The organism is Salmonella sp. FC25216, assembly GCF_057751355.1.
The window spans coordinates 146,025-168,655 of sequence record NZ_JBDGON010000008.1 but is presented as its reverse complement, the minus strand read 5'-3'; the positions used below and the strand labels follow the sequence as shown (position 1 = coordinate 168,655).

24 protein-coding genes, 1 pseudogene and 1 other annotated feature are annotated in these 22,631 nt (G+C 48.4%); of the genes and pseudogenes, 17 read left to right on the top strand and 8 right to left on the bottom strand.

Features of this window, described 5'->3' with window-relative positions; all coding sequences use genetic code 11:
- Positions 1-55: 55 nt before the first annotated feature.
- Entirely contained in the window at positions 56-724 is a 669-nt protein-coding gene (hxpB, locus tag AC3G3F_RS17380; RefSeq protein ID WP_488395409.1) for a hexitol phosphatase HxpB, read from the bottom strand.
- A gap of 148 nt (positions 725-872) precedes the next feature.
- Here hxpB and AC3G3F_RS17375 point away from each other — a divergent pair, with 148 nt between their 5' ends.
- Positions 873-1,409, top strand: coding sequence for a YniB family protein (locus AC3G3F_RS17375; protein WP_000222158.1), 537 nt, complete (start codon positions 873-875; stop codon positions 1,407-1,409).
- A gap of 57 nt (positions 1,410-1,466) precedes the next feature.
- Here AC3G3F_RS17375 and AC3G3F_RS17370 read toward each other — a convergent pair whose 3' ends face one another.
- The 3 genes from AC3G3F_RS17370 to pfkB all read right to left on the bottom strand — a co-directional run bounded on the left by AC3G3F_RS17370 (position 1,467) and on the right by pfkB (position 3,753).
- Positions 1,467-2,327 (bottom strand): fructosamine kinase family protein, encoded by an 861-nt coding sequence (locus AC3G3F_RS17370; RefSeq protein WP_053509395.1) that lies wholly within the window; start codon positions 2,325-2,327, stop codon positions 1,467-1,469.
- 106 nt (positions 2,328-2,433) lie between these two features.
- A complete protein-coding gene (locus AC3G3F_RS17365; protein ID WP_023248020.1) occupies positions 2,434-2,724 on the bottom strand; it encodes a type V toxin-antitoxin system endoribonuclease antitoxin GhoS in 291 nt (96 codons plus the stop codon).
- 96 nt (positions 2,725-2,820) lie between these two features.
- A complete protein-coding gene (gene pfkB, locus AC3G3F_RS17360; RefSeq protein WP_023248021.1) occupies positions 2,821-3,753 on the bottom strand; it encodes a 6-phosphofructokinase II in 933 nt (310 codons plus the stop codon).
- A gap of 288 nt (positions 3,754-4,041) precedes the next feature.
- Between pfkB and AC3G3F_RS17355 the strand changes: the two genes are divergently transcribed.
- Positions 4,042-4,800 carry a DUF481 domain-containing protein gene (locus AC3G3F_RS17355; RefSeq protein WP_023248022.1) on the top strand — a complete coding sequence of 253 codons (759 nt, stop codon included), beginning with the start codon at positions 4,042-4,044 and terminating at the stop codon, positions 4,798-4,800.
- Positions 4,801-4,848: 48 nt separating this feature from the next.
- Here AC3G3F_RS17355 and AC3G3F_RS17350 read toward each other — a convergent pair whose 3' ends face one another.
- Positions 4,849-5,808, bottom strand: a complete 960-nt coding sequence (locus tag AC3G3F_RS17350) for a lipid A deacylase LpxR family protein (protein ID WP_023248023.1) — start codon at positions 5,806-5,808, stop codon at positions 4,849-4,851.
- Between the two features lie 453 nt (positions 5,809-6,261).
- On the opposite strand from AC3G3F_RS17350, the gene AC3G3F_RS17345 reads away from it, so the two are divergent.
- The 9 genes from AC3G3F_RS17345 (at position 6,262) to ihfA (ending at position 14,543) form a co-directional block, all read left to right on the top strand.
- Positions 6,262-7,116 carry a DNA/RNA non-specific endonuclease gene (locus AC3G3F_RS17345; RefSeq protein WP_053509389.1) on the top strand — a complete coding sequence of 285 codons (855 nt, stop codon included), beginning with the start codon at positions 6,262-6,264 and terminating at the stop codon, positions 7,114-7,116.
- A 259-nt stretch (positions 7,117-7,375) separates the two neighbouring features.
- A complete protein-coding gene (gene thrS / locus AC3G3F_RS17340) occupies positions 7,376-9,304 on the top strand; it encodes a threonine--tRNA ligase (protein ID WP_023248026.1) in 1,929 nt (642 codons plus the stop codon).
- A gap of 3 nt (positions 9,305-9,307) precedes the next feature.
- Positions 9,308-9,850 (top strand): translation initiation factor IF-3, encoded by a 543-nt coding sequence (gene infC / locus AC3G3F_RS17335; RefSeq protein ID WP_001574431.1) that lies wholly within the window; start codon positions 9,308-9,310, stop codon positions 9,848-9,850.
- 95 nt (positions 9,851-9,945) lie between these two features.
- Complete coding sequence (gene rpmI / locus AC3G3F_RS17330) at positions 9,946-10,143, top strand: 50S ribosomal protein L35 (protein WP_001124225.1); 198 nt, start codon at positions 9,946-9,948, stop codon at positions 10,141-10,143.
- Between the two features lie 50 nt (positions 10,144-10,193).
- A complete protein-coding gene (rplT, locus tag AC3G3F_RS17325) occupies positions 10,194-10,550 on the top strand; it encodes a 50S ribosomal protein L20 (protein ID WP_000124850.1) in 357 nt (118 codons plus the stop codon).
- 115 nt (positions 10,551-10,665) lie between these two features.
- Positions 10,666-10,790, top strand: a sequence feature (Phe leader region).
- Positions 10,671-10,715: a pheST operon leader peptide PheM gene (pheM, locus tag AC3G3F_RS17320; protein WP_001386830.1), complete on the top strand. Its 45-nt coding sequence runs from the start codon at positions 10,671-10,673 to the stop codon at positions 10,713-10,715. It overlaps the preceding feature by 45 nt.
- A 62-nt stretch (positions 10,791-10,852) precedes the next feature.
- Complete coding sequence (gene pheS / locus AC3G3F_RS17315; RefSeq protein ID WP_000018570.1) at positions 10,853-11,836, top strand: phenylalanine--tRNA ligase subunit alpha; 984 nt, start codon at positions 10,853-10,855, stop codon at positions 11,834-11,836.
- 15 nt (positions 11,837-11,851) lie between these two features.
- Positions 11,852-14,239, top strand: coding sequence for a phenylalanine--tRNA ligase subunit beta (gene pheT, locus AC3G3F_RS17310; RefSeq protein WP_488395406.1), 2,388 nt, complete (start codon positions 11,852-11,854; stop codon positions 14,237-14,239).
- 4 nt (positions 14,240-14,243) lie between these two features.
- Positions 14,244-14,543 carry an integration host factor subunit alpha gene (gene ihfA, locus AC3G3F_RS17305; RefSeq protein WP_001229266.1) on the top strand — a complete coding sequence of 100 codons (300 nt, stop codon included), beginning with the start codon at positions 14,244-14,246 and terminating at the stop codon, positions 14,541-14,543.
- Between the two features lie 354 nt (positions 14,544-14,897).
- Here the strand turns inward: ihfA and AC3G3F_RS17300 are convergent, their stop codons facing one another.
- A complete protein-coding gene (locus tag AC3G3F_RS17300; RefSeq protein WP_023248028.1) occupies positions 14,898-15,038 on the bottom strand; it encodes a Hok/Gef family protein in 141 nt (46 codons plus the stop codon).
- Between the two features lie 154 nt (positions 15,039-15,192).
- Here AC3G3F_RS17300 and AC3G3F_RS17295 point away from each other — a divergent pair.
- A pseudogene (locus AC3G3F_RS17295) lies at positions 15,193-15,779 on the top strand (phage portal protein); the annotation flags it as partial.
- A 595-nt stretch (positions 15,780-16,374) separates the two neighbouring features.
- Here the strand turns inward: AC3G3F_RS17295 and AC3G3F_RS17290 are convergent.
- Both AC3G3F_RS17290 and AC3G3F_RS17285 read right to left on the bottom strand, forming a co-directional pair.
- Positions 16,375-16,599 carry a hypothetical protein gene (locus tag AC3G3F_RS17290; protein ID WP_488395404.1) on the bottom strand — a complete coding sequence of 75 codons (225 nt, stop codon included), beginning with the start codon at positions 16,597-16,599 and terminating at the stop codon, positions 16,375-16,377.
- A 14-nt stretch (positions 16,600-16,613) separates the two neighbouring features.
- The gene (locus tag AC3G3F_RS17285) at positions 16,614-17,972 is read right to left on the bottom strand and encodes a hypothetical protein (RefSeq protein ID WP_070789758.1); all 1,359 of its coding nucleotides are present in this window, start codon (positions 17,970-17,972) and stop codon (positions 16,614-16,616) included.
- Positions 17,973-18,652: 680 nt separating this feature from the next.
- On the opposite strand from AC3G3F_RS17285, the gene btuC reads away from it, so the two are divergent.
- The 5 genes from btuC to ydiV all read left to right on the top strand — a co-directional run bounded on the left by btuC (position 18,653) and on the right by ydiV (position 22,588).
- Complete coding sequence (gene btuC / locus AC3G3F_RS17280) at positions 18,653-19,633, top strand: vitamin B12 ABC transporter permease BtuC (protein WP_023248031.1); 981 nt, start codon at positions 18,653-18,655, stop codon at positions 19,631-19,633.
- Positions 19,634-19,724: 91 nt separating this feature from the next.
- Entirely contained in the window at positions 19,725-20,276 is a 552-nt protein-coding gene (locus AC3G3F_RS17275; RefSeq protein WP_023248032.1) for a glutathione peroxidase, read from the top strand.
- Positions 20,276-21,025 carry a vitamin B12 ABC transporter ATP-binding protein BtuD gene (gene btuD, locus AC3G3F_RS17270; RefSeq protein ID WP_023248033.1) on the top strand — a complete coding sequence of 250 codons (750 nt, stop codon included), beginning with the start codon at positions 20,276-20,278 and terminating at the stop codon, positions 21,023-21,025. Before AC3G3F_RS17275 ends, btuD begins: the two co-directional genes overlap by 1 nt.
- Before the next feature lie 76 nt (positions 21,026-21,101).
- Positions 21,102-21,566 carry a C40 family peptidase gene (locus AC3G3F_RS17265; protein WP_023186823.1) on the top strand — a complete coding sequence of 155 codons (465 nt, stop codon included), beginning with the start codon at positions 21,102-21,104 and terminating at the stop codon, positions 21,564-21,566.
- A 311-nt stretch (positions 21,567-21,877) separates the two neighbouring features.
- A complete protein-coding gene (gene ydiV, locus AC3G3F_RS17260; protein WP_023248034.1) occupies positions 21,878-22,588 on the top strand; it encodes an anti-FlhDC factor YdiV in 711 nt (236 codons plus the stop codon).
- The last annotated feature ends 43 nt before the right edge of the window (positions 22,589-22,631 follow it).

Genomic DNA, 22,631 nt, shown 5'->3' with positions numbered 1-22,631 from the left:
CGCTTGCCACCTGGCTCAGCGGCTAATCGACGGTTGACTTCGTTTCGGAAACATCTTAACCGAGTAGATGCGTCGCCGTCAGCCCCGTCAGCGAGTTAAGTTTGACATTCGCCAGCGCAAAGCGCGGATCGTGCTGGCTCTCTTCTGCCGGCACTACAATAGCGCGCATTCGTGCCGCCTTTGCCGCGATTAAACCATTCACCGAGTCCTCCAGCGCCACGCAGGTTAATGGATCAACGCCTAATTTGGCCGCACAATCCAGATAGACCTGTGGGTGCGGTTTGCTGTAGGGCAATTTTTCCGCAGAAGCCAGTGCGTCAAAACTGTCGCGTAGTTCAAACATGGTGAGCACTTTTTCCAGCATATGTAGCGGCGATGCCGAGGCCAGCCCTACTAATAGCCCCTGCGCTTTGCACAGCGCCACGGCCTCACGCACGCCCGGCAAAAGAGGGCGTGTCTCTTCGATAAGCGTAATCGCGCGGGCAATAACACGGTTTGTCACTTCCTGGCGATCGGGGCCGTTCCACGGTTGCTGCGCAAACCAGAGGTCCACAACCATATCAATGCGTAGCCCAAGCGTGTCGGGCATCTCATGGCGTCGAGTAATATCTACGCCTAAACTTGCTATCACATCCAGTTCAGCGCGATCCCAGAGCGGTTCGGAATCGATCAGTAGTCCATCCATATCGAAAATTGCCGCAAGAATTTGACGCGGGGTTGACATCACAACCTCTCCTGTTGAGATTAAAAAATAACGGATTAAGCGTTCATTATGACTATGTTCTTAGTATATCGCCCTTAAAGATCAGGCGAAAATGGGAATCAACAGGTAGACTTAGGCCAAAACGACGCGTCTTTATCAAGGGGAACTCATGACGTATCAACAAGCTGGACGCATTGCAATCCTAAAAAGAGTTGTAGGGTGGGTTATTTTTATTCCAGCGCTGCTTTCTACTCTCATTTCAGTCCTTAAATTTATGTATGCGCACAGTGAAAAGCAGGAGGGGATAAATGCGGTAATGCTGGATTTTACCCACGTAATGATAGACATGATGCGCGTGAATACACCGTTTCTGAATGTTTTTTGGTACAACTCGCCGACGCCAAATTTTCAGGGAAGCCTGAATATCGGTTTCTGGCTGATTTTTATCCTGATTTTTGTCGGGCTGGCGATGCAGGATTCCGGCGCCAGAATGAGCCGCCAGTCGCGTTTTTTACGTGAAGGCGTGGAAGATCAGTTGATTCTGGAAAAAGCAAAAGGCGCGGAAGGGTTAACGCGTGAGCAGATAGAGTCACGTATCGTGGTGCCGCACCATACCATCTTTTTACAGTTTTTCCCGCTCTATATTTTGCCAGTCATTATTATCGTGCTCGGCTACTTTTTCTTTTCTTTATTAGGTTTCATGTAATCTGAAAAATGCCGGATAGCGTGTGGTATGCGAAGCGTATCCGGCATAGATCCGTACCTATACCGCAAGCAACCGATCCATCGCTTTTTGCGCAATGACCAGTTGTTGACCGCCAAACAGCCTTGCCCGATTAAGCAGGGTGTAGAGCTGGTAAATCGGCTGCCTGTCGAGAAAATCCAGCGGTAACGGCGAAACGGACTGATAGCCGTCATAAATCTGCGGTGGCTGATCGGTATGCAGCGGCAGCATTGCCAGATCACATTCTCTGTCGCCCCAATAGCAGGCTGGATCAAAGATATAGGGGCCGTCAGGGCCAAGCGCGCAGTTCGCTGACCATAGATCGCCATGCAAAAGAGAAGGCTGTGGTTGATGCGACGCCAGACGTTGCTGAACATGTTCAACAATGGCGTCAATATTACCAAAGGTAATGCCTTTTTCCGCGGCGAGTTCAAGCTGCCAGCCAATGCGCTGTTCGGCGAAAAAAGTCGACCAACGGCGCTGCCAGGTATTCGGCTGCGGCGTGGTAGAGAGCGCGTTGTCAAAATCGAGACCGAATTGTGGTTGATCGCTCCATTGGTGCAGGCGGGCTAGCTGTTGCCCAAGAATAAACGCATTATGGGCATCCAGCGGGCGGGGCGGGAGATAGTCCATGACTAAAAAGCTGTAATCCCGATCCGAACCTACCGCCCATACCTTAGGCACAACAACGGTTTTACTGCGGGAGAGTAGCTCCAGCTGATCGGCTTCAGCGGTAAAACCGCGAAGCATTTCTCGTTCATCGCACTTCACGAAAAAATCATGGCCTGCATAACGTAAATGCCATGCGGCATGAACTTCTCCGCCAGGCAGTTCATTACGCAGTTCGATTTCGCCTTCACCGACTTGCTCGCTTAAAAGACGACTGATAGCTTGCCACATAATGTCTCTCCCCACGTTGTCAGCCAGATCATAAGGTTAGCGCAAAAATGCGGTTAAAAAATACGAACTAACGCACATCGCGGACGTGCCGCGGCGGGAATGGCACTTATTGTGCGTTTTTACTCCACTCCTCCCAGGTCGCTACGGTAATGTCGACATCCTTATCTAACGCGCTTTTCGCCAGTCCGGCGACAAGCGCTTTGATTTCATCAGCGCTCTGAGTGCTAATAAAGCCGAATGTATTGGTGCCGAGTTCATGCACATTTCCTTCATCGTCCGTTAACGTCAGCAAAAAACCGCTGCGCGTCAGATGGTTATTGAGTTCGTTAATCTCGGTCAGGGAATCTTCATGGAAGGTTACGGTAATCACATAACGGGTAATATCGCCACTGGCCATCGTTCACCTCGTTGGAAGTAAATGTGTTTTTAACAGAGGCGGATACGCCGCCCGTCAACCGATTTTCCGATTTCCCCCTCGGCGAGGGGGAGGCGATTATTGCGCGGAAAGATAGGCGTATATTTTTTGGGTATCGTCACGAGAACACAGACGCGTACCCTGATTGAGCGTAGCGGCGCTGCCTGCCGCCACGCCAAAGCGCACCATCTCTTCCAGCGACGCGTCTTGCGCCAGTTTTAACGTCATAGCACCCACCATACTATCACCTGCGCCGACGGTACTTTGACTTTTCACCGGGGGAGGAACAACCTGGATGCAATTCTCGCTGTCTACACCCAGCGCCCCTTGCGGCCCCAGAGAAACAACTACCCGGCGCGCTTTGCCGCTTTGCACTAATTCCCTGGCCGCTTTACGCACATCATCAGGCTGCGTCAGATCACGATTGACCAACGCGCTCAATTCTTTCAGGTTAGGTTTCACCAGTTCGATATCGCCAAGCGCCAGCGCGGCAGTGAGCGCGTCGCCAGAGCTATCAATAATGCAGCGAATACCTTGCTTTTGCGCGGCGGAAATCAGTTGTGTGAGTTTCTCGACCTTAACGCCGGGCGGAAGGCTGCCGCTGATAACCAGGATTGCCCCGGATTCAATTTCCAGCACCTGTTCTTCAAGCTGGCGAAATTCGTCATCGTCCAGCGTGGCGCCGGGCATAACAAAACGATATTGCTCGCCGCTGGACTCGACGTGGACGTGCAGGTTCTGACGCGTCCAGTCTTTCGCATCGACGGTAACAACGGGGACATTTTCGTCAGCCAGTAGTGCGACCAGGTGTTCGCCGGTAGCGCCACCGGCCGGAAAAATCGCGGTCGCGGTGCCGCCAAGATGCGCAATGGCGCGAGCGACATTAATACCGCCGCCGCCGGGTTCGAATACCGGCGCGGAGCACCGCAGTTTACCTTCGGGATAAATTTGCGGCGTGATTGTTGCGCTATCGAGAGAGGGCGCAAGCGTCAACGTATAGATACGTACCATCGTTACCTCCTGTTAGGCTGATTTCAGTCTGGCACTTAATCCCCGGAAAGTGAAGGAATTAACGATATGATTTTCCGAATCTTTATTTAAAAAAGTACGGTATAAAGATATATAAATAAATTAATGCTTTGGGAGGGTTCTTATTCAAAAAATGAAATAGTAATTGATTGCTATGTTATTCGGGGCTTCTTATAATTCGCTACCTTTCCAGGGGCGTTTGTCATTGATCCCTATGAAAGTTTCCGGGACCGTCGTGGTCTCTTTTTTAGTTGTACGGACTCTTTATAAATGAAGCTTTTGAAGACAGTACCCGCTGCAGTTATGCTGGCGGGTGGCGTGTTCGCGTCTCTGTATGCTGCCGCCGATGATTCCGTTTTTACTGTCATGGATGATCCCTCTACCGCGAAGAAACCTTTTGAAGGTAATCTGAATGCGGGTTACCTTGCCCAGTCAGGCAATACCAAAAGTTCTTCCTTAACGGCTGACACAGCGATGACCTGGTACGGACAACGTACCGCCTGGTCATTATGGGGCAATGCCAGCAATACCTCCTCTAATGATGAACGCTCTTCAGAAAAATATGCGGTAGGCGCGCGTAACCGTTTTAATATGACGGATTATGATTATGCCTTTGGCCAGGCCAGTTGGCTGACAGACCGTTTCAACGGTTATCGTCAGCGCGACGTACTGACCGCCGGTTACGGGCGGCAGTTCCTTAATGGTCCAGTGCACAGCTTTCGTTTTGAATTCGGTCCGGGGGTTCGCTATGACGAACATACGGACGATACCACTGAAACGCAGCCGCTGGGTTATGCTTCCGGCAGCTATGCCTGGCAGTTAACTGACAATGCTAAGTTTACGCAGGGGGTGTCAGTATTTGGCGCAGAAGACACCACACTAAATTCGGAAACGGCCCTCAATGTCGCCATTAACGAACATTTTGGCTTAAAGGTGGGGTATAATTTGACGTGGAACTCGCAGCCGCCTGAATCAGCGCCTGAACATACCGATCGTCGCACTACGGTAACGCTGGGCTATAAGATGTAATCTTGCTCCGGGTTACGTTGCGTAACCCGGTTATTCCGTAGCGACGTCTCAGAAGAAGAAGGTGATGTCGCCGTTTATATAAGAATAGTCGTCTCCGGTGCGAAATTCCGACGTGACTTTGTTTAAAGAAAGAGAAAATGCGACGGGAGAATAGCCGATGGTAGCACCGACGCGATATTCATCCACGGTTTTATTAATGTCCACCGTTTCCATTTTTGTTTGCAGCGTTTTCCCCTGTAACGTGTAGTTTTTATCAACTTCCCTGCGCTCAACGCCAGCAAATACCTTATATATCAATCCCTCTTTTTGACTATGCATTAACCCTCGGCGGGACAGTAACCCAAACCCATTATCAGAGTTGAAGGTCTTATCATTTCCCAGCGCAACGGTTGCGCCGTAACCCAAATACTGGAAGAGATTGCCGCCGACAGCAGATATCTCTGGATAGAGGCCCACATTGACGCCAAGAATATCAATACTTGGTGTAAGGGACACCATTCCTTTTGCCGTATAACCATAACGGTTTTCAATTTGATCCTGCCAGGCGGGATATTTTTCTGCGCCTATTATTCGGTGCGCTCGATTCTGAACTTCCTGACCGCCTGCGTCAGGACCAATAACACCGATATCGGTACCAAAACGATAACGTAGCCAATTCGTGGCTAATGAATTCCACTCCAGTCCGGTATGAAGAAATGCGCTGAAGGCACGGTCGCCTTTGACGGCTTCGGGTTTTCTCTTGTTAGCGCCTGACGGAGAATAAATATCTTGGGCGATATGAAAAGAGAGCTGACTGGCGTCTGTGAGATCGTGGCTGTAACCTAAAAATAGCCCGACGGTATAATCACCCCGGTCTGCAGCCTGGCGCCCATAAAGGGCATTTAAGGATGGTTGAAATATACCTGCATCATCATTCGCCACTGAAATAGCAAGGCTACTGGCATTAGCCATTGTGGTCGTACTGAGTATGGCGGCAAGCATCGTTGCGCAATAGCTGTATTTGTTCACTTTTTACCCCTGAATATGAAAGTGAATAATCTTATTTTCACAAAGCAATAAGCACAGCGGCATGATGCGCAGTGCTTATTAAACCGCTAATATAACTAAACTCCTGCCAGCAGCGAGTCATTGAGAGGATACGTTGTCTTAATGTTGAAAAATGGTGTTAAAAAATCTGCGCCAGATGTTATTGAATACCCATTTTCTCATTCACTATCTGAGTGCGAACAACGGTTGGTTTCACGATTATGCATATAATATGATGCCCTTCGGTATCAACATGAATATCATGTTGTATTCTTTTAAGCTCATTTTCTTTTATGATTTTAATGTTTACCTGTTATTAATTTTTGCTGTGGTAGAGTTGTCCTTAATGATGAGGTCACTTAACGACTGGTAGGTTAATATAACCAAATTCTTACCTCCTTAATTATTAGGGTGGTTATTATTAAGGAATGCAGAGTGTATAAAACCATTAACCTATTAAAATTACTGCCCGTAATTTTATTAAGCGCATGTGCAACATCGTATCACCCCCAGGATACAACATCGGCACCCGAGTTACCCCATCGTAAAATACTCGCTCAGCAACCTGATAACTGTAGCGTTGGTTGCCCTCAAGGAGGAAGTCAACAAACAATCTACCGCTATGCGTATACGCTCAATAATAATAGCGCCACGAAATTTGCCAACTGGGTTGCCTATAGCGTGACAAAAACCAGCCAGGCAAGCGGTCGCCCGCGAAACTGGGCGCAAGATCCCGATTTATCGCCCTCGGATACGTTGGCACCTTCCGCCTATAAAAATGCCCATGCACTATTAAAAGTCGATAGGGGACATCAGGCGCCGTTGGCGGGATTGGGCGGCGTATCTGACTGGCCGTCGTTAAATTATTTATCGAATATTACGCCGCAGAAATCCGCCCTGAACCAGGGGGCATGGGCTTCACTGGAAAACCGGGTGCGCGAACTTGCCAAACAGGGTGATATATCCGTAGTACATGTGGTGACCGGTCCTCTTTTTGAACGGCATATCGCTACATTGCCAGAAGATGCTACGGTAGAAATTCCCAGCGGGTACTGGAAGGTTCTATTTACCGGAACGGCGCCGTCAAAAAGTGAAGGAAATTATGCCGCGTTTATCATGGATCAGAATACGCCCCGTTCAGCAAGTTTTTGCGACTATCAGGTTACCGTGGACACTATCGAACGTAAAACGAAGCCAGTGCTGACGTTGTGGTCTGCCTTGCCTGAAGCGGTAGCCAGCGAGGTGAAAACAACAAAGGGGAACCTGGCGCAGAAGTTAGGTTGTCGATGAGAAGCGCTATGCGGAACGTAGAAAGATAACGGGGAAATCCTGTCAAAGACCTTGATTTGATACAGAGTGATGCAATCTCCCTTTTATTAATGTTACCATCGTCATGCCGGACGAAAATATCGATTTTCGTCTGTGCCGAAGGTTGTGCGCCAATTTAGCAATTGTTGGTTAGATGGATACACAACTCACTGTCAATAAATTAATTTTCTCTTTGTATGTGATCTTGCGTATGGGTCACCACTGCAAATAAGGATATAACATGCCTGTTATTACTCTTCCTGATGGCAGCCAACGCCATTATGACCGCCCTGTAAGCCCGATGGATGTTGCGCTGGACATTGGTCCTGGCCTGGCGAAAGCCACCATTGCGGGCCGTGTGAACGGCGAGCTGGCTGATGCTTCCGATTTGATTGAAAATGATGCGACGCTTTCCATCATCACCGCAAAAGATGAAGAGGGTCTTGAGATCATTCGTCACTCTTGCGCGCATCTGTTAGGTCATGCCATCAAGCAACTCTGGCCGCACACGAAAATGGCGATCGGCCCGGTTGTTGACAACGGTTTTTACTATGACGTTGATCTTGACCGCACGCTAACCCAGGAAGATGTCGAAGCGCTCGAAAAGCGGATGCATGAGCTCGCCGAGAAAAATTACGACGTTATCAAGAAAAAGGTGAGCTGGCACGACGCGCGCGAAACCTTCGTGAAGCGCGGCGAGACTTACAAAGTGGCTATTCTTGATGAAAATATCGCCCATGATGATAAGCCTGGCTTGTACCATCATGAAGAATATGTCGACATGTGTCGTGGTCCGCACGTGCCGAATATGCGTTTCTGCCATCACTTTAAACTGATGAAAACCGCCGGCGCATACTGGCGTGGCGACAGCAATAATAAGATGTTGCAACGTATTTACGGTACGGCATGGGCAGATAAAAAAGCCCTGAACGCCTATCTGCAGCGCCTGGAAGAGGCCGCAAAACGCGACCACCGTAAAATTGGTAAGCAGCTCGACCTGTATCATATGCAGGAAGAAGCGCCGGGCATGGTGTTCTGGCATAACGACGGCTGGACTATCTTCCGCGAGCTGGAGGTCTTTGTTCGTTCTAAACTCAAAGAGTACCAGTATCAGGAAGTTAAAGGCCCGTTCATGATGGACCGTGTGTTGTGGGAAAAAACCGGGCACTGGGACAACTATAAAGATGCGATGTTCACCACGTCTTCAGAAAACCGCGAATATTGCATCAAGCCGATGAACTGCCCGGGCCATGTTCAGATCTTTAACCAGGGTCTGAAATCCTATCGTGATTTGCCGCTGCGTATGGCGGAATTCGGTAGCTGTCACCGTAACGAGCCATCAGGCGCTCTGCATGGTCTGATGCGCGTGCGCGGCTTTACGCAGGATGATGCGCATATCTTCTGTACAGAAGAGCAGATCCGCGATGAAGTTAACGCTTGTATTCGTATGGTCTACGATATGTACAGTACTTTTGGCTTCGAGAAGATCGTCGTCAAGCTTTCCACTCGTCCTGATAAACGTATTGGCAGCGATGAGATGTGGGATCGTGCTGAGGCGGATCTGGCGGTTGCGCTGGAAGAAAATAATATCCCGTTTGAGTATCAACTGGGTGAAGGTGCATTCTACGGTCCGAAAATTGAATTTACCCTATATGACTGCCTCGATCGTGCATGGCAGTGCGGTACAGTACAACTGGACTTCTCCTTACCGTCTCGTCTGAGCGCTTCCTATGTAGGCGAAGACAACGAGCGTAAGGTGCCGGTAATGATTCACCGTGCGATTCTTGGGTCGATGGAACGCTTCATCGGTATCCTGACCGAAGAGTTCGCTGGTTTCTTCCCGACCTGGCTTGCGCCGGTTCAGGTAGTGGTGATGAATATTACCGATTCGCAGTCTGAATATGTTAACGAATTGACGCAGAAACTACAAAATGCAGGCATTCGTGTAAAAGCAGACTTGAGAAATGAGAAGATTGGCTTTAAAATCCGCGAGCACACTTTACGTCGTGTCCCTTATATGTTGGTCTGTGGTGATAAAGAGGTGGAAGCAGGCAAAGTTGCCGTTCGCACCCGCCGCGGTAAAGACCTGGGCAGTCTGGACGTAAATGACGTGATTGAGAAGCTGCAACAAGAGATTCGCAGCCGCAGTCTTCAACAACTGGAGGAATAAAGTATTAAAGGCGGAAAACGAGTTCAAACGGCGCGTCCGAATCGTATTAATAGCGAAATTCGCGCGCAAGAAGTTCGCTTAACAGGTCTGGAAGGCGAGCAGCTTGGTATTGTGAGTCTGAGAGAAGCTCTGGAAAAAGCTGAAGAAGCCGGAGTAGACTTAGTCGAAATCAGCCCTAACGCCGAGCCGCCGGTTTGTCGTATAATGGATTACGGCAAATTCCTCTATGAAAAGAGTAAGTCTTCTAAGGAACAGAAGAAAAAGCAAAAAGTTATCCAGGTGAAGGAAATTAAATTCCGTCCTGGGACAGATGAAGGCGACTATCAGGTAAAACTCCGCAGCCTGATTCGCTTTCTCGAAGAGGGCGATAAGGCCAAAATCACGCTGCGTTTCCGCGGTCGTGAGATGGCCCACCAGCAAATCGGTATGGAAGTGCTTAATCGCGTGAAAGACGATTTGCAAGAACTGGCAGTGGTCGAATCCTTCCCGACGAAGATCGAAGGCCGCCAGATGATCATGGTGCTTGCTCCTAAGAAGAAACAGTAAGGCCTTCAAGTAACAATTCTGTGAAGCCTTCGGGCTTCACAGGTTTTGTTCGCCTATGTTTCGTTTATTAACAATGCGAAGTGGAAGTTATTAAAATGCCAAAAATTAAGACCGTACGCGGTGCTGCTAAGCGCTTCAAAAAAACCGGTAAAGGTGGTTTTAAGCACAAGCACGCTAACCTGCGTCACATTCTGACCAAAAAAGCGACTAAACGTAAACGTCACCTGCGTCCGAAAGCCATGGTTTCTAAAGGCGATCTGGGCCTGGTTATCGCGTGCCTGCCGTACGCATAAGCCGTTAACGTTTTTAACTTTTTAATTAGAATAGATACAGGAGAGCACATATGGCTCGCGTAAAACGTGGTGTAATTGCACGCGCACGTCACAAGAAAATTTTGAAACAAGCCAAAGGCTACTACGGTGCGCGTTCTCGCGTATACCGCGTTGCCTTCCAGGCAGTTATCAAAGCTGGTCAGTATGCTTACCGTGACCGTCGTCAACGTAAGCGTCAGTTCCGTCAACTGTGGATTGCGCGTATCAACGCAGCAGCACGTCAGAACGGTATTTCTTACAGCAAATTCATCAACGGCCTGAAAAAAGCCTCTGTTGAAATCGACCGTAAGATCCTGGCTGATATCGCCGTATTCGACAAAGTCGCGTTCACCGCGCTGGTTGAAAAAGCGAAAGCAGCTCTGGCATAAGCCAGTGAAAAGAGGGAGCCTGGCTCCCTCTCTTTTATTTACTGTTCAGTGAGTTGACAATTGACCTGTAACCCTTTTCAATAAAGGATATCCGGTTTTACCACATAAGGTAACGCAAGCATGAACGCTGCTATTTTCCGTTTCTTTTTTTACTTTAGCACCTGATCTCAGGAGGCTAGCGCGTGAAAAACGAAACGAAAAACAGCGCAAAAAAAGCCTCCTGATGGAGGCTTTTTTTGTACCTGAAATTGAGAGATTACGTCCAATGAACCGGTGTCTTCACCGACACAATGAGGAAAACCATGTCACATCTCGCAGAGCTGGTTGCCAATGCAGCGGCCGCCATTAACCAGGCGTCAGATGTTGCCGCGTTAGACAATGTACGCGTCGAATATTTGGGTAAGAAAGGGCATTTAACCCTTCAGATGACGACCCTACGCGATCTGCCGCCGGAAGAACGTCCGGCAGCCGGGGCAGTCATTAACGCAGCGAAAGAGCAGGTACAACAGGCTCTTAACGCGCGTAAAGCCGAGCTGGAAAGCGCAGCGCTTAATGCCCGTCTGGCCGCTGAAACCATCGATATCTCCCTGCCGGGGCGCCGTATTGAGAACGGCGGTCTGCATCCGGTCACGCGTACCATTGACCGTATTGAAAGCTTCTTCGGCGAGCTTGGTTTTACCGTGGCGACGGGCCCGGAAATCGAAGATGACTACCATAACTTCGATGCGTTAAACATTCCGGGTCATCATCCGGCCCGCGCCGATCATGATACTTTCTGGTTTGACGCGACCCGTCTGCTGCGGACCCAGACATCCGGCGTCCAGATCCGGACGATGAAAGCGCAGCAACCGCCGATCCGTATTATTGCGCCGGGCCGCGTATACCGTAATGACTACGACCAGACGCATACTCCGATGTTCCATCAGATGGAAGGCCTGATTGTTGATACCAACATCAGCTTCACCAACCTCAAAGGTACGCTGCACGACTTCCTGCGTAATTTCTTTGAGGAAGATCTGCAGATTCGCTTCCGCCCCTCTTATTTTCCGTTTACCGAACCTTCTGCAGAAGTGGATGTGATGGGTAAAAACGGCAAATGGCTGGAAGTGCTGGGGTGCGGGATGGTGCATCCGAATGTGCTGCGTAATGTCGGTATCGATCCGGAAATCTATTCCGGCTTCGCTTTTGGTATGGGGATGGAGCGCCTGACTATGTTGCGTTACGGCGTCACCGACCTGCGTTCATTCTTCGAAAACGATCTGCGTTTCCTCAAACAGTTTAAATAAAGGCAGGATAAAACAATGAAATTCAGCGAACTGTGGTTACGCGAGTGGGTTAACCCGGCAATTGATAGCGATGCGCTGGCCAACCAGATTACGATGGCTGGCCTGGAAGTAGACGGCGTTGAGCCGGTCGCGGGAAGCTTCAATGGCGTTGTGGTTGGGGAAGTGGTTGAGTGCGCCCAGCACCCGAACGCTGACAAATTGCGTGTAACGAAAGTCAACGTCGGCGGCGAACGCCTGTTGGATATCGTCTGCGGCGCGCCAAACTGTCGTCAGGGGCTGAAAGTAGCGGTGGCCACCATTGGCGCCATCCTGCCGGGCGATTTCAAAATTAAAGCGGCGAAACTGCGCGGCGAACCGTCTGAAGGGATGCTGTGCTCCTTCTCCGAACTGGGGATTTCCGACGATCACAGCGGCATTATCGAACTGCCGGCGGATGCGCCGCCAGGTACCGATATTCGTGAATACCTGAAGCTTGACGACAATACCATCGAAATTAGCGTCACGCCGAACCGTGCGGATTGCTTAGGCATCATCGGCGTCGCGCGCGATGTGGCTGTACTGAACAAAGCGCCGCTCCAGGAGCCGGAAATGGCGCCGGTTACGGCAACCATCAGCGATACGCTGCCGATTATGGTAGAGGCCGCTGATGCGTGTCCACGCTATCTTGGCCGGGTGGTAAAAGGCATCAATGTTAACGCGCCGACGCCGCTGTGGATGAAAGAGAAACTGCGTCGCTGCGGTATTCGCTCCATCGATGCGGTGGTTGACGTCACGAACTATGTGCTGCTCGAACTGGGTCAGCCAATGCATGCTTTCGATAAAGATCGCATTGATGGCGGTATTGTCGTGCGGATGGCAAAAGAGGGTGAAACCGTCGTCCTGCTGGACGGTAGCGAAGCGACATTAAATGCGGACACGCTGGTGATCGCCGATCACCATAAAGCGCTGGGGATAGCCGGTATTTTTGGCGGCGAACATTCCGGCGTGAACGGCGAAACGCAAAATGTGCTGCTGGAGTGCGCGTACTTTAATCCGCTGTCTATCACCGGTCGCGCTCGCCGCCACGGTCTGCATACCGATGCGTCTCATCGCTACGAGCGCGGGGTGGACCCGGCGCTGCAATATAAAGCGATAGAGCGCGCCACTCGTCTGCTCCTTGATATCTGCGGCGGTGATGCGGGTCCGATAATTGATGTGAGCAACGAAGCAACGTTGCCGAAACGCGCCACCATTACGCTGCGTCGCAGTAAACTGGATCGCCTGATCGGACATCATATTGCGGATGAGCAGGTCAGTGATATTCTGCGTCGTTTGGGCTGTGAAGTGACCGAAGGTCAGGACGAGTGGAAAGCCGTGGCGCCGAGCTGGCGTTTCGATATGGAGATTGAAGAAGATCTGGTGGAAGAGGTCGCCCGCGTCTACGGCTATAACAATATTCCGGACGAGCCAATCCAGGCGGGTTTAATCATGGGTACGCACCGTGAAGCCTCTCTGTCGTTGAAGCGGGTTAAAACGATGCTGAACGACAAAGGCTATCAGGAAGTGATTACCTATAGCTTTGTCGATCCTAAAGTACAACAGCTCATCCACCCAGGTGCAGAAGCGCTGCTGTTGCCAAACCCTATCTCCGTTGAGATGTCGGCGATGCGTCTGTCTCTGTGGAGTGGATTGCTGGCGACGGTGGTTTATAACCAGAACCGTCAGCAGAATCGCGTGCGTATTTTCGAAACCGGTTTACGTTTCGTTCCGGATACACAAGCCAATCTGGGTATTCGGCAGGATCTGATGCTGGCTGGCGTGATTTGTGGCAACCGCTATGATGAGCACTGGAACCTGGCAAAAGAGACCGTTGATTTCTATGATTTGAAAGGCGATCTGGAGGCTGTATTGGATTTAACCGGCAAACTGGGTGAGATCCAGTTCAAGGCGGAGATGAATCCGGCGCTGCATCCGGGACAGTCTGCGGCGATTTATCTGAAAGATGAACGTATTGGTTTTATTGGGGTTGTTCACCCTGAACTGGAACGTAAACTGGATCTGAATGGTCGTACGCTGGTGTTTGAACTGGAATGGAATAAGCTGGCAGACCGTATCGTGCCTCAGGCGCGGGAGATTTCACGCTTCCCGGCTAACCGTCGCGACATAGCGGTTGTTGTTGCAGAAAACGTTCCCGCAGCGGATATTTTATCCGAATGTAAGAAAGTTGGCGTAAATCAGGTAGTTGGCGTAAACTTGTTTGACGTGTACCGCGGTAAGGGTGTTGCGGAGGGTTATAAGAGCCTCGCTATCAGCCTGATCCTTCAGGATACCAACCGTACACTCGAAGAAGAGGAGATTGCCGCTACCGTCGCCAAATGTGTAGAGGCATTAAAAGAGCGATTCCAGGCATCATTGAGGGATTGAACCTATGGCGCTTACAAAAGCTGAAATGTCAGAATATCTGTTTGATAAGCTTGGGCTTAGCAAGCGGGATGCCAAAGAACTGGTTGAACTGTTTTTCGAAGAGATCCGTCGTGCTCTGGAAAACGGTGAGCAGGTGAAACTCTCTGGTTTTGGTAACTTCGATCTGCGTGATAAAAATCAACGTCCGGGGCGTAACCCGAAAACGGGTGAAGATATTCCTATTACAGCACGGCGCGTGGTGACCTTCAGACCCGGACAGAAGTTAAAGAGCCGGGTCGAAAACGCTTCGCCCAAAGAAGAGTAATCAGATCCAGGCATAACATCCATCAGGGTGCATTGCGGCAGATACGCTGCCATTCCGAAAGTAGATCAGCGGGATGACAGCGTATCTGTCAGCCTGAAAGATGACGCGTATAACTAAAAAGGCCGCATTGCGGCCTTTTTTCTTCATGTAACTTATTGATTCTTAATTGTTTTTGCGCTTGAACAATCCTCAAGGTGACCACGTTTTTAAATTCAGAATGCAAAAAAAGCCCACGGTTTGACGTCGTGGGCTTCGACTTTTTGACTTCGTACATACCCGGTAGAGAAAGGGTGCCTTACGATTGTCACCTTAAACAACCGAATGACGAGGGATTGCACCCCCGTCGCGGTTTCCTTACTGCTTACATTGTAAGAACGCCGCAAACTCCGCTCCCCAAAACTTCATACGCACTTCACATAACGATCCATGCAGCATGGAGAATGTGAGGACTATCACCACAAAAATTGTGATGACCAGTAACGGTTTTTGCAGCATGGTGCTTGCTCGTTTTTCGGAGAGGCACTAACCTATCACTTGCTTAGGGTAGACGGTTAGGGCCTCGGTTAACAGTAATGTTTCCGGGGCCTTTCCAGTGGACCTCCGACCAGCATCGAAGGCACCCGCGACTTGGTACACTGAATCCGGTAGGGATGTTTATGCCTTCCGGTGCGGGGAGGTCTGCCACATCATTAATCCCGATATCAGTCAGGAGATCTACGGAATGCTTGAATATATCGGGGCGTTGCTGTCGGCCAGTCTCTCACGTTCTGCGGATCAGTTTCGCAAATACTACTATGACAACGGCTCACACGCGGGCTGCATTATCCACATCGGAACAGCCGCCGTTAACCGCGAGAGCATGGAAGCGCTGAAAAAAACGTTAACGGAATCGCGGGGCGGCGGCGCGTTTAAAAACCTGCTGATCCCGAACACTGGCGGGGGCAAAGACGGGGTGTAGATCCTGCCATTCCAGCAAATCACCGCCAAAGATGAGTTTATGAATATCAAAGCGTCTTCGCGTGATGATGTGCCGACCTTTCATCGCGTACCGCCGCAATTGCTGGGTGCTATGCCGGGCGAGAAGGGATGTTTGGCGACATTGAAAAAGCAGTGCGCGTCTTCGCTATCAATGAACTTAATCCGGCAATGGAAGCCCTCAAATATATCAATGACTGGCCTGGCGAAGAGGTGGTACGGTTTAACCCTTACGCACTACTGGAACAGAACAGCGTCTGATACCTCTGGTAGGTTATCGCTGACCATGACCTGCCACACTATACAGCATCAATTTTTTTCACTATCCCTGCCTGCTTTCTGCTTATTAACCTGCCGGATCTCTGCACGTTAGCGGCCACGCCTTCACTTAATCTCTCTTTAAAAATAACGCCTCAGCATCACGCAGACAGGTGCACGCCTTAGCAATCGAATGCGAGCCAGTTCGTCGTACACAAAGGCGCTCACACGGCGATTTAGCTATGTTTTCGACGGGTTGCCTTCCAGCCGCCGTTGCGTGGGCTGTTCCCCCGTCACCTGCGCGCGGCAAACGCTTTTATTCAGGTTGCGGCGCGTAAATGTTCAGGTCATCAGTAATTCCGCTTCCTCGCCCTGGCAGACTCACCGCTGCGCGGTTCGCTAATCTGGGCTTGCGGCGAGCGGATCAGTGAACCGATCCTGTGTATTCATAAAGAGGAACCATTGACGAACGAAAAAATAAAAGTTGGTGGTAGTATTATTTGAATTATTATTTTCATTGTCAATGGCTTCCTTTCTGATATTTATCATATTACTTCTGATTGCTAATTTATTGTTTTTACGTGGTTTCTCCGTCTGCTTAGGTCGATAGCGGGAAGCATGGTTTGGCTTGAATAAAATCATCTGAAATGGGGGTTTCACCTGAGGAAGAAATTGTGGGGTAGATATTGTTGTTTTTTAAAAAATTACTATCAAATAAATTATTTGTATTTATTAGTTCTACTAACGGGACAGAAAAAATGCAGAGTAAATTAAAACTCTTACAAACATTCGTAGTTACAGTGTTTCCGATGCTAATAGCCATTTCAATCTCCTTAGTCATTTCGTAGTGTTTTCTGTATCAATTATACGTTCTATTAAATTCATATTAGAAGAATTTAAAATTGAATTCGCTAATGCAATGTTTCCTGAAGATGATATTTCAACAGTTATAGAGTTATTGTTGATATTTGGGCAGTCGACTAACTCATCCAATAGTTGACTATTAGTTATATTCAAGACTGGAACGTGGTTTGAAGAGTTTTGTGTTATTACATTGGCGCTGTTTTCTACAGTGATTGATATAGGGTTATTATCACTAATATTATTGGAACAGTCGATAATCTCATCGATCAACTCACCATTTGTTAAGGTAAAAGTGTGACCTGCGTTATTTCCAATATATGATGCACAGCCACTAGTGGTTAATTTTATTTCAATTTTTGAATTTGTTATCTCATTAGTGTCTATTATCTCATCTATTAATTCCCCTCCTGTAATAGTCATTGTCGCTGAGTAGAAAGCATTTGCGGAATTAGTGATTGTTGCATCAATTTTACTGTTTCTGATATGGTTTTTAACGTCCATTGTTTCATCGAGCAACTCCCCTTCTGTAATAGAAATTGTATTTGCAGATGTTGATACAGATGATGATATTTTGATTTTAACAGAGCTATCTGCAATGGATAAACAATCTATTAACTCATCCACTAACTCTCCTTCAACTATATTTATAGAGTTGACATGTGCGTTTGCACTGTCTTTTATTTTGATATTTATATTACTCTTGTTTTTTATTTCCCCACAATCAAGTATTTCGTCTATTAACTGACCATCATTTATAGAAATAACTCCACACTCCTTATTATCTTCTGGACAATGAATGTTAGCGCAATTTATTAATTCTACATCTAGTTTAAAATTATCAAGAGGGTTGTCCCCATCATCTATATTAATTATTTCTTTAATTAGATCGGCGTCATTAATAATTAAGCTGCTATCTTGCGCATTGAGTATGATATTGGCCGAGTCTACAATTAATATTTTTAAAGTTACATTACGTCCTATGGTTCCAGTAATGACTGAATCAATAAGGGCAGCTTGTGACTTGCTTCCATTTTGATTAATGGAGGAACCTAACGATAATCTTTTGTTAATGATGACATTTGAACATTGTGTTATTTCTATTTTAACTTTTGCATTATTTCCTATACTTGTTATAAGCGAGGGGAGTAAAGTTTTTTCGTGAGAACTCCACCGCTCTTCGTCAACAAGGGTAGTGTCATTGCCGGCAACCTTGATAAGAATGTCCTGGTTTGCAGGAATTGTTACTGGAAAAGTAACGTCGGGTTGCAATTCATATTTACAATTATTTTTTATGAAATATTCTTTTATATTGTTATTAAGTGTTGTTGTCATTTTATACCTCCTGAGTGAACGCGTTAAAACACATGGTTAATCATCTTACAAAATTTTGAGTTGCCATCATGAAACCTTGTCTTGATTGAGCGAGTACAGCATTTGAAAACTTCAATGATCAAACAAACTATTACGATTATGAGCTAATTGGTATTATCATCTGGATTAACTAAATAATGCTTAAATAACATATAAAAAGAGATGTTTAATAATATCGAGGCATTATTGTTACCTGCCACGATTTGCAGGATTGAAATTTACTGAAGATTTTTATGCTGCGAATTTTCTCCTGAAAGCTGGATACTGACTGTAGTAGGGTCAGTCCACAAATGGACAAGCGCTGCGAGCGGATTGCGGAGGACGTGAACAGGCGGTTCGATAGAGTTGATGACAATACAAAATGGAAATGGAGTGCGATTATTATTCCTGTAGGTTCCGTCATTGTGACCGCTGTTGTTGCTTTTCTGATAGCAAAATATGTTTCGCATTGATCCACAAAGTGACCGCTTCTATAGTACAATCCGTGTTTATGTGTGGTTTGTTGTTTAAGTAAGTGGTTGTTTTAAATGTAAATTATTGATTTTACCGGGACTAATATGGCAGCATTACGGCCTTTTTTCTTTCAAGTAGGGAATACCCACCGTAAAATCACGCTACCTCTTTTCAGCTAAATGGATAACATGCTGACTTTTGCCCGCCAACAACAGCGACGAAACCTTCGCTGGCTTCTGAGCCTGTCACTGCTGGTGCTACTGGCTACACTGCTGAGCTTATGCGCAGGCGAACAGTGGATTGCTCCAGGTGACTGGTTAAGCGCCCGGGGAGAACTGTTTGTCTGGCAAATTCGTCTTCCCCGTACGCTTGCGGTACTACTGGTTGGCGCTGCGCTGGCGCTATCTGGCGCCGTGATGCAGGCGCTGTTTGAAAACCCGCTTGCCGAACCGGGCCTGCTCGGCGTTTCGAATGGGGCTGGTGTTGGGCTTATTGCCGCCGTCTTGTTGGGGCAGGGGCAACTGCCAGGATGGTCGCTGGGGCTGTGCGCCATAGCCGGCGCGCTCACTATTACGTTAATTCTGCTGCGTTTTGCGCGCCGCCATCTCTCTACCAGCCGCTTGCTGTTGGCGGGCGTCGCGCTGGGCATTATCTGTAGCGCTCTGATGACATGGGCTATCTATTTTTCCACCTCTTTCGATCTGCGGCAATTAATGTACTGGATGATGGGAGGATTTGGCGGCGTTGACTGGCAGCAGAGCTGGCTGATGATTGCGCTCATCCCGGTGCTGATCTGGATATGTTGCCAGTCGCAACCGATGAATATGCTGGTGCTAGGGGAAACCTCGGCCCGTCAGCTCGGCCTGCCGCTGTGGTTCTGGCGCAATCTGTTGGTCGTCGCTACCGGCTGGATGGTGGGCGTTAGCGTGGCGATGGCGGGGGCGATTGGATTTATTGGCCTGGTTATTCCGCATATCCTGCGTTTATGCGGTTTAACCGATCATCGGGTTTTACTTCCCGGCTGTGCGCTGGCCGGGGCTATCGCCCTGCTATTAGCTGATGTGGTCGCCCGGCTGGCGCTGGCGTCGGCTGAACTGCCTATCGGAGTTGTCACCGCCACGTTGGGCGCGCCGGTGTTTATCTGGCTGTTGCTCAAATCCGCGCGTTAGCGCATTGGTAAACAACTGTTTTCATCATTCGCAGTCTATGATTAAAGGCTAACGATGAAACCCACTATTTTACCGACATCAGGGAGACACCATGCAAAACTCGCTTCTTAATACTCACGTTACGACGATTGATGGAGAGGCCACTACGCTTGAAAAATACGCCGGAAAAGTGCTGCTCATTGTGAATGTCGCCTCCAGATGCGGTTTGACGCCACAATATGAACAGTTGGAAAATATCCAGAAAGCGTGGGCAGATCAGGGGTTTGTTGTGTTGGGCTTCCCCTGCAACCAGTTTATGGGGCAGGAGCCAGGCAGCGAAGAAGAGATTAAAACCTACTGCGCCAGCACCTGGGGCGTAACATTCCCGATGTTCAGCAAAATCGATGTGAATGGCGAAACACGCCATCCTCTGTATCAAAAACTGATAGCCGCTGCGCCAACGGCCGTTGCGCCGGAGAAGAGTGGTTTTTACGAACGGATGGTGAGCAAAGGGCGTACGCCACTCTATCCGGATGATATTCTGTGGAATTTTGAAAAATTTTTGGTAGGCCGGGATGGTCAGGTGGTACAGCGTTTCTCACCGGATATGACGCCTGAAGATCCCATTGTGATGGAAAGTATAAAAATCGCGTTGGCAAAATAATGTCTCAATTGATGCAATTAAAGGATGTCGCCGAGAGCACCCGCCTGGGGCCGCTTTCCGGCGAAGTAAGTGCAGGAGAGATTCTTCACCTTGTTGGGCCGAACGGTGCCGGGAAAAGTACTCTGCTGGCGCGTATGGCGGGGTTAACCTCCGGTGAGGGGAGTATTAGATTTGGCGGAGCGTTGCTGGATACATGGGCGGCGGCAAAGCTTGCCCAACACCGTGCTTATCTTGCGCAACAGCAAAATCCGCCGTTCGCCATGCCAGTCTGGCATTACCTGACATTGCATCAACCTGACAAAATGCGAACCGGGCAGCTTAACGAGGTGGCCGATATGCTTGGATTGGGCGACAAACTGGGGCGAAGCGTCAATCAGCTTTCCGGCGGCGAGTGGCAGCGTGTTCGCCTTGCTGCTGTCGTACTACAAATTCATCCCGACGCTAATCCGGTCGGTCAGTTATTGTTACTTGATGAGCCGATGAATAGCCTTGATGTTGCGCAACAAAACGCTCTGGACCGGGTATTGCATCAATTGTGTCAGGCTGGAATCGCGATTGTAATGAGCAGTCATGATCTGAACCACACGCTGCGCCATGCGCATAAAGCCTGGTTACTAAAGCGCGGTAAACTCATTGCCTGCGGCCGCCGGGAGGAGGTGCTCACCCCCTCTTATCTGGCGCAAGCTTACGGAATGTGCTTTCGACGACTCGACGTCGAGGGGCATCAAATGCTCATATCGGCCACTTAAGTGAAATCGTTTCTTGAAAAGCAGGTAATTTCGACGCTAAATTAATACCAGAATAAAAACAGAGGATTGTTGCGGCATGCGTTTTTGGCTTCTTGTTATCACAGCATTATTCCTGGCAGGATGCAGTACTCATCAGGCACCGGCACCAAATGCCAGGTTATCAGACTCGATTACCGTCATTGCAGGTCTTAACGATCAGTTGCAGTCCTGGCGCGGCACGCCATATCGCTATGGTGGTATGAGTCGCAGAGGCGTGGACTGTTCCGGTTTTGTGGTCGTCACTATGCGCGACAAGTTTGATTTGCAGTTGCCGCGCGATACGCGTGAACAATCAAAAATTGGCACCAGAATCGATAAAGATGAATTGCTTCCCGGAGATTTGGTTTTCTTTAAAACCGGTTCGGGCGAAAGTGGTTTACACGTTGGTATTTACGATACAAATAATGAGTTTATTCATGCCTCTACCAGCCGTGGCGTGATGCGTTCATCGCTGGATAATGTGTACTGGCGGAAAAGCTTCTGGCAGGCACGACGAATTTAATCTCGCAGGCGACATAATTTTTATGGTCTATTTTTAGCATATCGCTGGTTGAACTTATGACGTCTGCTGTCATCCTATATAATGATATAACCGTAGCATTTACAAACATACTTCTATTAAAAATGGGCATGTTCACGCCCTGTTAAAAGTACAACGTTGGATATTGGTTTATAATCAGAGTAAGTTAAAAAAGGAACCGGTTTACCGGTAAAAAGAAAAATGATGACGCTTCAATTAGTATCTGAAGTTACGTCTGTTTCCGTCCGTAGTGACTGGATGGCGAATAACGCCCTAACTATGGGACTGGCGTAATGATTGCTTCACTTGATGAGCTTTACCATTCCGAACTCTTTTTCCTTCCTGCAATGGATAAAAACGCTCGGCTTGCTGGCTTAGAAATTATTGCGACGTTTGCTACTGAAGACGGTGCTGTGCGGATGCCGACTGAGTTGGTAGTGCCACGCCTTTCGGTGGAGGAACAATACTGTCTGTTTGTTGAAAAACTTGCACTGTTAGAAACGTGCCAACACTTTTTTATTCAGCATAAACTTATTGCATGGCTTAATTTACCCCCCGCAATTAGTGGCTTATTATTATTAGATAGCGAACTTTTTTCCAGGGCGGCGCGTTTTCCGTTTCTTGAATTGGCTATAAATGAGAATTATCCTGGATTAAACCAGGGTAAAGAGAATGAAACGTTAGCCAATCTGGCAATGCATTTCCCATTAATGCTGGCAAATTTTGGGGCAGGAGAAGCGTCAACTAAAGCTATTTTCGATGGGCTTTTCAAGCGAGTCATGTTGGATAAAAATTTTATTCAGCAGCGTGCTGAAATGATCTCATTCGAACCGTTCATGCACGCTATAGTTGCACAGATCTCCTCTAGCTGCGAATCTCTGATGATTGCCGGCATTGATAATGAGGCGATGTTTGCACGCGCTGCGCCATTGGGATTTAGCGCATTTCAGGGAGGACTATGGCCTCCGGTGCCGGTAAGCCAGCTAATTAAACTCGTTCAGTGATAACCTTTCTGTTTGCCGGTGTTTAACCGGTGATTAACCGTCT

What these genes read in the sequence shown, in the direction of transcription:
- hxpB (WP_488395409.1), bottom strand. Translation starts at nt 724, where the DNA reads ATGTCAACCCCGCGTCAAATTCTTGCGGCAATTTTCGATATGGATGGA.
- AC3G3F_RS17375 (WP_000222158.1), top strand. Translation starts at nt 873, where the DNA reads ATGACGTATCAACAAGCTGGACGCATTGCAATCCTAAAAAGAGTTGTA.
- AC3G3F_RS17370 (WP_053509395.1), bottom strand. Translation starts at nt 2,327, where the DNA reads ATGTGGCAAGCTATCAGTCGTCTTTTAAGCGAGCAAGTCGGTGAAGGC.
- AC3G3F_RS17365 (WP_023248020.1), bottom strand. Translation starts at nt 2,724, where the DNA reads ATGGCCAGTGGCGATATTACCCGTTATGTGATTACCGTAACCTTCCAT.
- pfkB (WP_023248021.1), bottom strand. Translation starts at nt 3,753, where the DNA reads ATGGTACGTATCTATACGTTGACGCTTGCGCCCTCTCTCGATAGCGCA.
- AC3G3F_RS17355 (WP_023248022.1), top strand. Translation starts at nt 4,042, where the DNA reads ATGAAGCTTTTGAAGACAGTACCCGCTGCAGTTATGCTGGCGGGTGGC.
- thrS (WP_023248026.1), top strand. Translation starts at nt 7,376, where the DNA reads ATGCCTGTTATTACTCTTCCTGATGGCAGCCAACGCCATTATGACCGC.
- rpmI (WP_001124225.1), top strand. Translation starts at nt 9,946, where the DNA reads ATGCCAAAAATTAAGACCGTACGCGGTGCTGCTAAGCGCTTCAAAAAA.
- rplT (WP_000124850.1), top strand. Translation starts at nt 10,194, where the DNA reads ATGGCTCGCGTAAAACGTGGTGTAATTGCACGCGCACGTCACAAGAAA.
- pheS (WP_000018570.1), top strand. Translation starts at nt 10,853, where the DNA reads ATGTCACATCTCGCAGAGCTGGTTGCCAATGCAGCGGCCGCCATTAAC.
- pheT (WP_488395406.1), top strand. Translation starts at nt 11,852, where the DNA reads ATGAAATTCAGCGAACTGTGGTTACGCGAGTGGGTTAACCCGGCAATT.
- ihfA (WP_001229266.1), top strand. Translation starts at nt 14,244, where the DNA reads ATGGCGCTTACAAAAGCTGAAATGTCAGAATATCTGTTTGATAAGCTT.
- AC3G3F_RS17300 (WP_023248028.1), bottom strand. Translation starts at nt 15,038, where the DNA reads ATGCTGCAAAAACCGTTACTGGTCATCACAATTTTTGTGGTGATAGTC.
- AC3G3F_RS17290 (WP_488395404.1), bottom strand. Translation starts at nt 16,599, where the DNA reads ATGGCTATTAGCATCGGAAACACTGTAACTACGAATGTTTGTAAGAGT.
- AC3G3F_RS17285 (WP_070789758.1), bottom strand. Translation starts at nt 17,972, where the DNA reads ATGACAACAACACTTAATAACAATATAAAAGAATATTTCATAAAAAAT.
- btuC (WP_023248031.1), top strand. Translation starts at nt 18,653, where the DNA reads ATGCTGACTTTTGCCCGCCAACAACAGCGACGAAACCTTCGCTGGCTT.
- AC3G3F_RS17275 (WP_023248032.1), top strand. Translation starts at nt 19,725, where the DNA reads ATGCAAAACTCGCTTCTTAATACTCACGTTACGACGATTGATGGAGAG.
- btuD (WP_023248033.1), top strand. Translation starts at nt 20,276, where the DNA reads ATGTCTCAATTGATGCAATTAAAGGATGTCGCCGAGAGCACCCGCCTG.
- AC3G3F_RS17265 (WP_023186823.1), top strand. Translation starts at nt 21,102, where the DNA reads ATGCGTTTTTGGCTTCTTGTTATCACAGCATTATTCCTGGCAGGATGC.
- ydiV (WP_023248034.1), top strand. Translation starts at nt 21,878, where the DNA reads ATGATTGCTTCACTTGATGAGCTTTACCATTCCGAACTCTTTTTCCTT.